This window comes from Kaistella solincola, from assembly GCF_000812875.1.
In the GTDB taxonomy this organism is placed as follows: Bacteria; Bacteroidota; Bacteroidia; order Flavobacteriales; family Weeksellaceae; genus Kaistella; species Kaistella solincola.
The window spans coordinates 912,257-924,291 of sequence record NZ_JSYK01000003.1 but is presented as its reverse complement, the minus strand read 5'-3'; the positions used below and the strand labels follow the sequence as shown (position 1 = coordinate 924,291).

General features: G+C 39.2%; 14 protein-coding genes. 10 read left to right on the top strand and 4 right to left on the bottom strand.

Annotated features, from left to right (window positions below; genetic code table 11):
- Window positions 1-42: 42 nt before the first annotated feature.
- The 5 genes from dnaX (at window position 43) to OA84_RS08250 (ending at window position 4,348) form a co-directional block, all read left to right on the top strand.
- Window positions 43-1,128 carry a DNA polymerase III subunit gamma/tau gene (gene dnaX, locus OA84_RS08270; protein ID WP_039344673.1) on the top strand — a complete coding sequence of 362 codons (1,086 nt, stop codon included), beginning with the start codon at window positions 43-45 and terminating at the stop codon, window positions 1,126-1,128.
- Entirely contained in the window at window positions 1,080-1,721 is a 642-nt protein-coding gene (locus tag OA84_RS11555) for a hypothetical protein (protein WP_233701832.1), read from the top strand. The genes dnaX and OA84_RS11555 overlap by 49 nt, the downstream gene beginning before the upstream one ends.
- A gap of 24 nt (window positions 1,722-1,745) precedes the next feature.
- On the top strand, window positions 1,746-2,813 hold the full coding sequence (locus OA84_RS08260) for a chorismate mutase (protein WP_039344670.1): 1,068 nt from the start codon (window positions 1,746-1,748) through the stop codon (window positions 2,811-2,813).
- 14 nt (window positions 2,814-2,827) lie between these two features.
- A complete protein-coding gene (gene rsgA / locus OA84_RS08255; protein ID WP_039344668.1) occupies window positions 2,828-3,754 on the top strand; it encodes a ribosome small subunit-dependent GTPase A in 927 nt (308 codons plus the stop codon).
- Window positions 3,755-3,928: 174 nt separating this feature from the next.
- On the top strand, window positions 3,929-4,348 hold the full coding sequence (locus OA84_RS08250; protein ID WP_039344664.1) for a nucleoside-diphosphate kinase: 420 nt from the start codon (window positions 3,929-3,931) through the stop codon (window positions 4,346-4,348).
- A 95-nt stretch (window positions 4,349-4,443) separates the two neighbouring features.
- Here the strand turns inward: OA84_RS08250 and rpe are convergent, their stop codons facing one another.
- Window positions 4,444-5,094, bottom strand: coding sequence for a ribulose-phosphate 3-epimerase (gene rpe, locus OA84_RS08245; RefSeq protein ID WP_039344661.1), 651 nt, complete (start codon window positions 5,092-5,094; stop codon window positions 4,444-4,446).
- A 15-nt stretch (window positions 5,095-5,109) separates the two neighbouring features.
- Window positions 5,110-6,204, bottom strand: a complete 1,095-nt coding sequence (locus OA84_RS08240) for a M42 family metallopeptidase (protein ID WP_039344658.1) — start codon at window positions 6,202-6,204, stop codon at window positions 5,110-5,112.
- A 54-nt stretch (window positions 6,205-6,258) separates the two neighbouring features.
- Here OA84_RS08240 and OA84_RS08235 point away from each other — a divergent pair, with 54 nt between their 5' ends.
- Window positions 6,259-6,960: a DUF4294 domain-containing protein gene (locus OA84_RS08235; protein WP_039344656.1), complete on the top strand. Its 702-nt coding sequence runs from the start codon at window positions 6,259-6,261 to the stop codon at window positions 6,958-6,960.
- A 1-nt stretch (window position 6,961) separates the two neighbouring features.
- Window positions 6,962-7,753: a S1/P1 nuclease gene (locus OA84_RS08230; protein WP_039344654.1), complete on the top strand. Its 792-nt coding sequence runs from the start codon at window positions 6,962-6,964 to the stop codon at window positions 7,751-7,753.
- On the opposite strand, the gene OA84_RS08225 is transcribed toward OA84_RS08230, so the two are convergent.
- Window positions 7,748-8,161: an NUDIX hydrolase gene (locus OA84_RS08225; protein ID WP_039344652.1), complete on the bottom strand. Its 414-nt coding sequence runs from the start codon at window positions 8,159-8,161 to the stop codon at window positions 7,748-7,750. The two genes, OA84_RS08230 and OA84_RS08225, sit on opposite strands and share 6 nt — an antisense overlap.
- 41 nt (window positions 8,162-8,202) lie before the next feature.
- Window positions 8,203-8,889, bottom strand: a complete 687-nt coding sequence (gene mnmD, locus OA84_RS08220; protein WP_039345908.1) for a tRNA (5-methylaminomethyl-2-thiouridine)(34)-methyltransferase MnmD — start codon at window positions 8,887-8,889, stop codon at window positions 8,203-8,205.
- 84 nt (window positions 8,890-8,973) lie between these two features.
- On the opposite strand from mnmD, the gene OA84_RS08215 reads away from it, so the two are divergent.
- The 3 genes from OA84_RS08215 (at window position 8,974) to OA84_RS08205 (ending at window position 11,764) form a co-directional block, all read left to right on the top strand.
- Window positions 8,974-10,035, top strand: a complete 1,062-nt coding sequence (locus tag OA84_RS08215; protein WP_039344651.1) for a branched-chain amino acid aminotransferase — start codon at window positions 8,974-8,976, stop codon at window positions 10,033-10,035.
- Window positions 10,036-10,135: 100 nt separating this feature from the next.
- Window positions 10,136-10,645: an FKBP-type peptidyl-prolyl cis-trans isomerase gene (locus tag OA84_RS08210; RefSeq protein WP_039344649.1), complete on the top strand. Its 510-nt coding sequence runs from the start codon at window positions 10,136-10,138 to the stop codon at window positions 10,643-10,645.
- 72 nt (window positions 10,646-10,717) lie between these two features.
- The gene (locus OA84_RS08205) at window positions 10,718-11,764 is read left to right on the top strand and encodes a peptidylprolyl isomerase (protein WP_156965054.1); all 1,047 of its coding nucleotides are present in this window, start codon (window positions 10,718-10,720) and stop codon (window positions 11,762-11,764) included.
- Window positions 11,765-12,035 lie beyond the last annotated feature (271 nt).

Genomic DNA, 12,035 nt, shown 5'->3' with positions numbered 1-12,035 from the left:
TACAATTTTTTATTTCTCATTTATTTGTCTATTTTTGACCCCATGGAAAATTTCGTAGTTTCTGCCCGCAAATACCGTCCGCAAGAGTTTGATACTGTTGTGGGGCAGGCGCATATAACAGAAACTTTAGAACATGCCATCACTTCGAACCATTTGGCGCAGGCCTTACTTTTCTGCGGTCCACGCGGCGTTGGAAAAACCACCTGCGCACGAATTTTAGCAAGAAAAATAAATGAGCGCGACGGTTCAACTTCCGAAGATGGTTTTGCTTACAATATTTTTGAATTAGATGCCGCTTCCAACAATTCAGTGGACAACATCCGCGAACTTACCGATCAGGTGCGTTTCGGTCCGCAGGTGGGGAAATATAAAATTTATATTATTGATGAGGTTCACATGCTTTCATCAGCCGCTTTCAATGCGTTTTTGAAAACTTTGGAAGAACCGCCGGCGCACGCGATTTTCATTTTAGCGACCACGGAAAAACATAAAATTATTCCCACGATTTTATCGCGATGTCAGATTTTTGATTTTAAAAGAATTACGATTGAAGACATTCAGCTACATTTAAAAAAAATAGCCGAACAGGAGGGAATAAATTACGAAGACGACGCACTGTATCTGATTGCGCAAAAAGCTGACGGTGCTCTTCGCGATGCGCTTTCAATTTTCGACCGGCTTTCAACTTTTTCCCAGAAAAACATCACTTTAGCAAAAGCTGCAGAAGTTTTAAATGTTCTTGATTACGAGCAATATTTGAATATTGTAGATCTTGCGCACGAAAACAAAATTGCTGAATCTTTGCTTGCGCTGAACGAAATCATTAAAAAAGGTTTTAATCCACATATTTTTATTGCCGGTTTAGGGAATCATTTCCGTGATCTGATGATGGCGCAACAACCGCAAACTGTGGATTTAATTGAAGTTGGAGAAAAAACCAAACAGAGGTTCACCGAGCAAAGCAGAAAATGGTCTTCGCAACAGTTGGTGGATGCGGTGGAAATTTGTAATCACGCCGACATCAATTATAAAAACTCAAAAAACCCGCGTTTAACGGTAGAAATTGCTTTAATGCAATTGTGCTCACTCACTGCAAATCAGCAAGATTCCAAAAAAAAAAATTCCTGATTTTAGCACCTTTTCTTAAATATGTTCAAACAGAAATTGAACAAAAAATAGCAGAAAAGCCGGTAAAAAATCCAACAGAAAATCACGTAGAAGTTCCGAAAACTTTCGAAAAAACTTCTGCTCCAACTGGAATTCAAAAAAAAGCTTCGAAATTCAGCATCAGCGCAGCGCTGGAAAAAACCGACGAACAGCCGGAAATTTTTAACGCCGAAGCGAAAAAAGTTTTACCAAGCCAGCATTTCAGCGAAACAGATTTGCAAACTGAATGGCAAAAGTTTCTGGAAGAATTACAACAACGCGACATCATTATTTACAACGCCATCAGCTCCTTTTCTTTCCATAAAAAAAGCGAAGATATTGTGCTGATTACGTATCCTTCGGAATCTGCAAAAAGCGAGTTTGAAAAAATCCGTGTGGAGTTTTTTAACCATTTTATGCGGAAAGTTAACCACTTCAATATTTCAATAGAATATCAGTTGGACGTTACGATGAAAAAAGAAATCATCACGAAACGAAAGATTTTCAATAAATTTGCGGAAATTAACCCGGTTTTAAAAGATTTAGACGATCTTTTTAAACTGGATTTTAATTAAAGTACCCATTTCCCAATTTCAAAGATGAATTTACAAGATTTAAAAAATACCTGGGTGGATGAATTTCCGAAACCCTTGATTATAGCTGGCCCGTGTAGTGCTGAAAGCGAAAAACAAATGCTGGAAACGGCGAAAAGAATTAAAGAATCCGGCGCGCCGGTTCCTATTTTCCGTGCCGGAATCTGGAAGCCACGAACGAAACCAAACGGATTTGAAGGGGTAGGCGTAATTGGTTTGAACTGGTTAAAAAAAGTAAAAGAGGAATACGGTTTTAAAACTGCCACCGAAGTTGCGAATGCGCATCACGTTGCTGCGGCTTTGGAAGCTGATGTGGATATTCTTTGGATTGGCGCGCGTTCCACCGTTAATCCGTTCACCGTTCAGGAAATTGCTGAAGCTTTAAAAGGTACCAACAAACCGGTTTTGGTTAAAAATCCCGTAAATCCTGATTTAGCTTTGTGGGTGGGCGCACTGGAGAGATTATTAGGTCAGAATATCACCAATTTAGGAGTAATTCACCGCGGTTTTTCTACGTATCAGAAAACGAAATACCGTAACGTGCCTAACTGGCAAATCGCTTTGGATTTTAAAAACCAATTTCCAAATATTCCGGTAATTGTGGATCCGTCGCATATTTGTGGCAACCGCACGGGTTTAGCTGGTGTTGCGCAGGAAGCGCTGAATGTGGGTTATGAAGGAATGATGATTGAAACGCACCGCAATCCTGATGAAGCATGGAGCGACGCTTCGCAGCAGATTACGCCGGAAGTTTTAGCAGAATTGGTAGGAAATTTACAACTCCGAACTTCCGATATATCTGCTTTTGAAGGCGAAATGGGCCGTCACCGTACTTTGATTTCGGATTTGGATTTTCAGCTGATTGAACTTTTGGGTCAAAGAATGAAGATTTCCGAAAAAATCGGAAATCTAAAAAAAGAGAATAATATTGCCATTTTTCAGCCGGAAAGATGGAAAGTCATTACTGAATACGCAAACCAAAAAGCTGATGAATCCGGCATGTCCGCAGAATTCATTGAAAAGGTTTTCAAGGCAATTCACGAAGAATCCATCGAGGTTCAAAACAGTATTTAAAATAAAAATTCGCATTGAAGGGACTTATCACAAAATCCACCGGAAGCTGGTACCAGGTTTTAGAAGCAGAATCGGGTAGGTTTTTTGAGGCCCGCATCCGCGGAAAATTTAAGCTGATAAAAACGCGTTTAACCAATCCCTTGGCTGTGGGTGATCATGTGGAATTTTCTTTGGAGCAGGATGACGTTGCCTGGATAACTAAAATTGATGCGCGGAAAAATTACCTCATCCGGAAATCCGTAAACCTTTCGAAAGAAGCGCATATCATTGCTTCAAATATCGACTTGGCGTGCTTTATTTTCACCTTAAAACATCCCGAAACTTCACTTGGTTTTCTCGACCGTTTTTTGGTTTGCTGTGAAGCGTACAACATCACACCGCTGATTTTGTTCAATAAAATGGATGTTCTTTCCGACGAGGAAAAAGAATTAACACGTTTTATCGCTGAAATTTATAACGAAATTGGTTACGATTCTCTGGAAATTTCCTCTTATTCGCAACTGAATTTAGAAGTTTTAAAACAAACAATTAAAGATAAAGTATCGGTTTTTTTCGGTCATTCCGGAAGTGGAAAATCAACTTTGGTGAATGCTTTACAGCCGGATTTAAATCTGAAAACATCCGAAATTTCCGAAACTCATTTAAAAGGAAAACACACCACGACTTTTGCGCAGATGCATTTCTGGACTTTCGGCGGAAGTGTTATCGATACGCCGGGCGTGCGTGAATTTGCGATGATCGATGTGGAAAAGGAAGAAATTCAGCATTATTTTCCTGAAATTTTTGCAATTGGCAGAGAGTGTAAATTCCACAACTGCATGCATCTGAATGAACCGAAATGTGCGGTATTAACTGCCGTAGAAAAGGGAAAAATTCAGGAAAGCAGATATTCCACGTACGTGAAAATTATGGAAGAAGCCGACGAAAATAACGTGATATAAAAAAACCCAGCCAAGGCTGGGTAAAAACTAATAACCATGAAAACTCAAATTAAACATGAGAATCGTGGTAAAATTTACAAGTTTCGTGCCAAAGGATTTTCCGAGCATTGATGAGATTTTCCGCGCAGTATTCTAAAAGTTTTTGTAATTTTGCAGCCAAATACAACAAGAGATATGTCACATAAAATTACATTCACCATGATTAAGCCAGATGCGGTTGCAGATGGTCACATTGGTGCTATTTTAGGGAAAATTGCTGAAGCAGGTTTCAAAATCAACGCTTTAAAATTAACCCAACTTACCGTTGCCGATGCGAAAAAATTCTACGAAGTTCACGCTGAAAGACCGTTTTACGGAGAATTGGTCGAATTCATGAGTTCAGGACCGATCGTTGCAGCTGTTTTGGAAAAAGATAACGCTGTTGAAGATTTCAGAACTTTAATCGGCGCTACAAACCCTGCGGAAGCTGCAGAAGGTACTATCCGTAAAATGTTTGCAAGAAGCATTGGTGAAAACGCTGTTCACGGTTCGGATTCCGATGAAAACGCTTTAATCGAAGCAAGTTTCCATTTTGCTGGAAAAGAAATTTTCTAAAAATATCGCCTTTTAACGGCAAATTTTTGCTGTGTAGCTATTAATAAAAAAAAGCCCCTAATAAGGGCTTTTTTTTTGTTTAAGATTGTTTGGTATTAAAACTTAAGCAGCTCGATGATTTTTTCCGGGTTGTCTGAGGAAAAAACTGCATTTCCCGCCACCAGAACATCGGCGCCGGCCGCAAAAAGTTTCGAAGCATTGTCCAGATTAACGCCACCATCCACTTCAATCAGCGCGGTGGAATTATTCGATAAAATTAAATCTTTGGTTTCGGCGATTTTTTTGTAAGTATTTTCGATGAATTTCTGGCCGCCAAAACCCGGATTTACGCTCATTAACAAGACCAAATCTACTTCTGCAATAATATCTTCCAAAAGCAAAACAGGACTCGACGGATTTAAAACCACTCCGGCTTTAGCGCCTTTTTGCTGAATTAAATTAATCGTGCGGTGCAGGTGAACGCTGGCTTCATAATGTACAGATACGAGATCAGCTCCGAGGTCGATAAATTCCTCCACGTATTTTTCCGGTTCTACGATCATCAAATGTACATCGATGAATTTGGTGGAATGTTCTTTAACCGTTTTCATCACCGGAAAACCAAAGGAAATATTCGGCACAAAACGGCCGTCCATCACATCGACGTGCAGCCAGTCCGCTTGCGAATGGTTCAGCATATCGATATCTCTCTGTAAATTCCCGAAATCTGCGGAAAGCAGGGAAGGAGCAATTAATCTTGTTTTCATGCAATTTTTTCTGTTTTAATTTGTTTCCGCTAACTGGTGATATTTCAGATTCATTTTCGGCTCGATTTTGAGCAAAGATTCATAAATCAGGTCGATTACGTGGGCTACATCTTCTTTTGAAACCATTTCCACCGTTGTGTGCATATAGCGCAGTGGCAAAGAAATCAGTGCGGACGGCGTTCCACCGTTGGAATGTGCAAAAGCATCGGTATCGGTTCCGGTTGCACGGCTTGCAGCGGCTCTTTGGAACGGAATATTTTTTTCTTTAGCGGTCTGTACAATCAGTTCACGAATATTGTGGTGAACGCTAGGTGCAAAGGTAATCACCGGACCGCTGCCGCATTTTTGGTCGCCTTCTTTCTTTTTTTCGATCATCGGCGTTGAAGTGTCGTGTGTAACGTCGGTGATAATCGCGATATTTGGTTTTATGGTGTCCGCAATCATATCCGCACCGTACAAACCTACTTCCTCCTGTACAGAATTGGTGATATAAAGAGCGAAAGGCAACGTATTTTTATTTTCGCTTAAAAGTCTGGCGACTTCAGCAATCATAAAACCTCCGATCCGGTTATCAAGCGCGCGGGAAACGAAATATTTGTCATTAAGCTGGAAAAATTCATCTGGGTAAGTGATCATCGTTCCGACAAAAACGCCCAATTCTTCAACTTCTTTTTTATTTGAACAGCCAAGATCGATAAATATATTTTCGAGTTTCGGAACCGGCTCGTCGGAATTTACACCGCGCGTATGAATCGCGGGCCAGCCGAAAACTCCTTTTACAATTCCTCTTTCACCATGCAAATTCACGACTTTCGACGGCGCAATCATTTGGTCAGAACCACCGTTCCGGATGACGTAGATTAAACCTTCATCGGTAATATAATTCACATACCAGGAAATTTCGTCCGCGTGCGCTTCAATTACAACTTTAAATTCGGCTTCCGGATTTATGATTCCGTAGCAGGTTCCGTAATGATCAACCTCAATTTTATCAACGTAAGGTTTAAGATAATTCATCCAGATTTTCTGGCCGTTGTGCTCGTAACCTGTTGGCGATGCGACGTTTAAATATTCTTCTAAAAACTTTAGAGATTTATTTGCAAATTTCATAGAAAGGAATGACTTTTGTTTGACTAAATTTTGATTTAAAAGAAGGTAAAAATAATGAATTTTAACAAGATAGTCTTACTCTTTGTCCTGTTTTTCGGACTTTGTCTAAACGCACAGGTCATAGAAAGAGTAAAACCCATCAGCGAGTATCCTCCGGAACTTCTGAAAACCGACCAGTTCGGCAATAAATATTACTACGACGCGAGCCAAAAAGCCAGAATCTACGAAATTGACGGTGAAAATGTAGTTGTTATGGACGAATTAATTCTGCTAAATAAGCCGAAATTCAATAATCAACTTGACCAGAATTACTACTTTTTTCTCAATAAAAAATTAAACAGAGTTTATCCACTTTTTTTAACAGCTTTAGAACAATACGAAGATATCCAGACGGAACTAAACCAAATGGATAAAAATGCACAAAAAAAATACGTGAATGAACGCCAGCAAAAATTAGCTGATGAATATGAAATGCAGCTCCGCGACCTTACTACAACAGAAGGCCGCGTTTTTGCGAAACTGATGAACCGTGCTACCGGCAAAACTGTTTACGACATCATCAGAGAACTTCGCGGCGGCTGGAGCGCTTTCTGGTGGAATGTAAAAGGTAATATTGCCGATGTAAGTATTAAACAACCTTATGATCCGCACAAAGACAGAAGTGACGAATTTATTGAATCGCTCTTGCAACATAACTGGAATAGTGGTTACTTGCAGCCTTATCCCGGCTATTTAAGTTTTAAAGTAAAAAAATAGTATGAAAATATCAATAAAGAGCACTTTCGTTCTTTTAGCACTTTTAAGTTTTAACCTTGCGTATTGTTGGGGAACCACGGGCCACCGTGTTGTTGCAGAAATTGCAGAGCAGCATTTATCAGCAAAAGCCAAACGTAATCTGAAAAAAATTATCGGCGACCAAAAACTGGCGTATTGGGCAAACTGGCCGGATCAGATAAAATCTGATACAACAGGCGTCTGGAAACCTACCGAAGTGTGGCATTATGTAAATATCAGCCCACAATCTAATCTCAAGCAGTTTAAAGATTCCTTGGAAAGTCAGGCGGGACCTAATATGTACACCCAAATTAAAACTTTGGCGAACCAGATAAAAGACAAAAAAACGGCTCCGAAGGACCGAGAAATTGCTTTGCGTTTTCTGATCCATTTAATGGGCGATGCGGCGCAGCCGATGCACGTGGGACGCGCTGAAGATTTAGGTGGAAACCGAGTGAAACTGAAATTTTTCGGCGACAACACCAATCTTCACTCCTTATGGGATACCAAACTTGTAGAATTCCAAAATTACAGCTACACCGAATTTGCGGAAGTTTTAGATAAAAAATCTAAACAGGAAGTAAAAACAATTCAAAACGGAACGTTGGAAGACTGGCTTTTCGACAGTCACAAAGCTGCGAACCGCATCTATGCCAATACAAAACCGGATGCCGCTTATTCTTACGATTATAATTATAAATTTGAGCCGCTTTTGGAAAGACAGCTTCTGTACGGCGGTCTGCGTCTTGCAAAAATGCTGAACGAAATTTTATAAATATTTCTCTTTAAGCAGTTCAAAAACTACTTTATCGACAGGTAATAAAAATGGATTTTCTTCGCTGAGGGAAATCCATTCTAATTTTTCGATGCATGGGTCCATGATGAGCAGTTCTTTTTCGTCTGCGATTTCTCCCTCATAGTAAATGCTTAAAAGCTGCTCATTGTCGCGAAATTTTGATACGATGAAATTTTCCTGCGTATAAAGATGCGTGATATTTTTCGCTTTAATATTCAGCTCTTCTTCAAGCTCGCGCTGGAGACATTCCAGAACGCTTTCGCCGAATTCCAAACCGCCGCCGGGAAATTTCAGCAGCTGTTGGCCTACATATTCTTCGTGTAAACCCAGTACTTTTTTATCTTTCAGCAGCGCCACATAAACGCGCACATTTATTTTGTCGATCATGAAATCATCTTTGAATTAAACAAAGTTAGCTAATTTAGAAATTATTTGTTTTCGGAAAATTTTATCGCATTGATCATCTCCCGTTTTCCGGGCGGACCGGCTTTTTTTTCCACTTTAAAATTTAAATCCTGCAAAATTCTGCGCACGCTTCCTTTGGACGAATAGGTGGTAAGCAAAGCGCCATCAGCCATTTTATCTGCGACCATTTCGAAAAGTGGTTTTTCCCATAAATCCGGCTGCACGCGCGCGCCGAAACAGTCGAAATACACCAAATCTATTTTGGGAAAATTCAGCTCTGGAAGGGCGAAAAAATCGCTTTTGAATTTGGTCAGAAAAAAATTCGGCTGAATTTCGGTTTCAATATTCCACTCTGCTTCGTGGATTTTCGCAAAAGATTCTTTAACGGCTAAATCGGCAAAAAATTCGCTGTAATCCAGCAGTTTAAGTTCTTCCGCGTTTACGGGATATTTTTCCAGGGTAAAATAGTGTATTTTTTTCTTTTTACCATTTTTCAAAAAGTCATTAATTGTTACTAAAACGTTCAGTCCTGTTCCGAAACCAAGTTCAAGAATATTTATTTCGTAATTATTTATCAACTTTAGTCCATTATCAATAAAGACGTGTTGTGCTTCCTGGAGCGCGCCGTGGTGTGAGTGGTAGCTTTCATTTAAAGCATTGATATATAAAGTCTTACTGCCGTCGGAAGTGGTTTTTATTTCCCTTTTCATGCCAAATTTTTCCAAAATTAATTTAAAATTTTGAAATGTAAAAAATTATATTAAATTTGTAGAACATCAAAAATAATTTTAAAAATGATAATTCAAAAATCTACTAATCCACGGATTTCTTCTTTTGATCCAAATAATTTTTCGTTCGGAAATACATTTATAGATCACATGATTATCTGTGAGTACGAAAACGGGAAGTGGGGTGATGTGAAATTGGTTCCTTACGGACCGCTGCCTTTTTCACCAGCTATGATGGGTGTAAATTATGGACAGGCATGTTTTGAAGGAATGAAGGCTTATAAAGATAAGGATGGCGACATTTTCCTTTTCCGTCCGGAGAAGAATTTTGCGCGTATCAATAAATCCGCCAGCCGTTTGGCAATGCCGGAAGTTACTGAGGAAATGTTTTTGGAAGGTTTGAAGGCGTTAGTAGATGTAGACCGCGATTGGATTCCGTATGGTGAAGGAAACTCATTGTACATCAGACCGCTTATTTTCGCTACTGAAGAAGCTTTGAAAGCGAGAATCGCTAATAAATATATGTTTGCAATTGTTGCAACACCTGCAAAAAGCTATTATTCTGAGCCAGTAGCTGTGAAAATTTCTGATTATTATTCCAGAGCTGCAAATGGTGGAGTAGGTTTCGCAAAAGCTGCCGGTAATTACGCCGCTGCTTTTTACCCAACTCAGTTGGCGAATGAGGAAGGATACGAGCAAATTATCTGGACTGACGATTCCACCCATGAATATTTCGAAGAAAGTGGAACGATGAACGTTTTCGTGAGAATTAACGACACTATTTATACGCCGCCAACATCAGAAAAAATCCTGGACGGTATTACACGCGACAGTTTCATTAAACTTGCAGAAAAGAAAGGAATTGATTTAAGAGTTGAACCTGTATCTGTAAAAACTGTTGTTGAAGCTCATAAAAACGGAACTTTAAAAGAAATCTGGGGCGTTGGTACTGCGGTAGTAACTTCTGCCTTCAAAGCAATTGGTTATAAAGGTGAGAAACTGGAATTACCAAAACTGACTTTGGAAGAAAGTTTCGCTTTGCAGCTGCAGAAAGCTTTGGTTGATATCCAAACCAATAATGCTGAAGATACTTTCGGTTGGAGAGTAAAAGTAGAGCCAAAATTCTAAGATTTTTCAGAAATTTTAAATAAAATAAAAGCCGGGAATTGAGGTTCCCGGCTTTTGATTTTAACATTTGCGCTGAAATGCGTAATTTCGCAAAAGCTTTATGAAGTATTTCCCTCTTTTTGTCCTCTTTTTTTTAGCAAGCTGCGTACAGCACCAGCCGGAATATTCGCCTGCGAGCCGATCGCTGAGCGAACAGGAAATGCAGGTTTCTAAAAACCGTACAAAAGTGCTGAATAACCTGGAAAAAAGTCAGATTGAAGACTGGATAAAATCACAGCCGGAAAAATATTACAGCACCAGTTTGAACTACTGGGTAAATATGGAAAATTTGCAGTCCCGGCCGCGAAAAAACAATGGTGATCTGATTTCTTACCAATATGAAATTTACGATTTCGACTGGGTGAAACTTTATGACGAACCCGTAAAAAAATTAAATGTAAATTTTGGCCGTTTTGAGGAATTAAAACCCATCGAAGACGCGCTTCGTTATATGAACGAAGGTGAAGAGGTAACGCTGTTGATTCCGTCCGCGCTTGCGTACGGCGCTGTTGGCGATGGAGACAAAATTTCCAACGATATGCCGCTCATTGTAAAACTCAAAGTTTTGTAGAAAATGATAAAAAAATTAGTCATCGCTTTTGCAGCGATATCACTCACAAGTTGCACCCCAATTTATAAAAAAATGAATGTAGACAAAGAAACTTACGAAGGCTTAAAAGATGGCCTGTACGCCAATTTCCAAACTTCTAAAGGAAATATGATTGTACAATTTGAAGACAAAAAAGCACCCGTTACAGTGGCGAATTTTGTAGGATTAGCTGAAGGAAAAATTGATAACAAATCGAAAGGCAAAGGTGTCCCGTTTTACGACGGTACTATTTTTCACCGTGTTATCAAGGATTTCATGATTCAGGGAGGTGATCCGAAAGGAACCGGAATGGGTGATCCAGGTTATAAATTTGATGACGAAAAAAATGATCTTAAACATACCGGAAAAGGTATTTTATCAATGGCGAATTCCGGTCCGAACACGAACGGTTCTCAGTTTTTCATTACTGAAATTGCTACGCCTTGGTTAGACGGAAAACACACCGTTTTCGGAAAAGTGATCAATGGTATTGAAGTTATCGATTCCATCGCAAACGTAGAAAAAGGTGCGCAGGATAAACCAAAAACCGATGTGGTTTTAGAAAAAGTTTCTGTTTTCACTAAAGGCGATGAATATAAAAACTACGATCCAGCAAAAATTTTCAGCGAAGGAAAAGGCAAAATCAAAGAAAATAATAAAGCCATTCTTGAAAAGTTAGAAGCTGAAAAAAAGAAAAAAGCGGAAGAATTTGCTGCGAATCAGCAGAAAATGGTTGATGATTTAAAAGCCGGAATGCAGGTTACACCATCCGGATTGTATTATAAAATTACAGAATCTACGGACGGTGCCAAACCAAATGTTGGTGATGAAGTAGCTGTGCATTACGCCGGTAAACTGATTGACGGAACTGAATTCGATTCTTCATTTAAAAGAAACGAACCGATCGTTATACCAATTGGTGTTGGTCAGGTAATTAAAGGTTGGGACGAAGGTATTCTTTTGATGAAAGAAGGAGAATCTGCGACTTTGCTAATTCCATCTGAATTAGGATATGGAGCACGTGGTGCCGGTGGTGTAATTCCACCAAATGCCTGGTTGATATTCGATGTTCAGTTGGTGGACATTAAATCAGCAAAATAATTTTACCGGTTATTTAACCGAATTTTTATAAAAACACTTCAAATTACTTGGAGTGTTTTTTTTTATTTGTGATTTGTTTAAAAATATTTTCCGTTGGTGATTTATTTTCACCGGCTTTTAATTTTTAAAGTTTGCTTTGTTTAAAGTTTTATAATAATTGGAGCACACCGAAAGTTTTAAAAAAAAGGTGTTTTGAGCGGCAAATTTTTTCATAAATGGGTGTTTTTACTGCAATACATTGGGGTTCCTTGGCCTTAACTTCGTAAAACAA

Excerpts from the sequence above, each read along its gene's own strand:
- OA84_RS08215 (WP_039344651.1), top strand. The coding sequence starts at position 8,974 with ATGATAATTCAAAAATCTACTAATCCACGGATTTCTTCTTTTGATCCA.
- mnmD (WP_039345908.1), bottom strand. The coding sequence starts at position 8,889 with ATGAAAAGGGAAATAAAAACCACTTCCGACGGCAGTAAGACTTTATAT.
- OA84_RS08235 (WP_039344656.1), top strand. The coding sequence starts at position 6,259 with ATGAATTTTAACAAGATAGTCTTACTCTTTGTCCTGTTTTTCGGACTT.
- OA84_RS08230 (WP_039344654.1), top strand. The coding sequence starts at position 6,962 with ATGAAAATATCAATAAAGAGCACTTTCGTTCTTTTAGCACTTTTAAGT.
- rpe (WP_039344661.1), bottom strand. The coding sequence starts at position 5,094 with ATGAAAACAAGATTAATTGCTCCTTCCCTGCTTTCCGCAGATTTCGGG.
- dnaX (WP_039344673.1), top strand. The coding sequence starts at position 43 with ATGGAAAATTTCGTAGTTTCTGCCCGCAAATACCGTCCGCAAGAGTTT.
- OA84_RS08225 (WP_039344652.1), bottom strand. The coding sequence starts at position 8,161 with ATGATCGACAAAATAAATGTGCGCGTTTATGTGGCGCTGCTGAAAGAT.
- OA84_RS08240 (WP_039344658.1), bottom strand. The coding sequence starts at position 6,204 with ATGAAATTTGCAAATAAATCTCTAAAGTTTTTAGAAGAATATTTAAAC.
- OA84_RS08210 (WP_039344649.1), top strand. The coding sequence starts at position 10,136 with ATGAAGTATTTCCCTCTTTTTGTCCTCTTTTTTTTAGCAAGCTGCGTA.
- OA84_RS08250 (WP_039344664.1), top strand. The coding sequence starts at position 3,929 with ATGTCACATAAAATTACATTCACCATGATTAAGCCAGATGCGGTTGCA.
- OA84_RS08205 (WP_156965054.1), top strand. The coding sequence starts at position 10,718 with ATGAATGTAGACAAAGAAACTTACGAAGGCTTAAAAGATGGCCTGTAC.
- OA84_RS08260 (WP_039344670.1), top strand. The coding sequence starts at position 1,746 with ATGAATTTACAAGATTTAAAAAATACCTGGGTGGATGAATTTCCGAAA.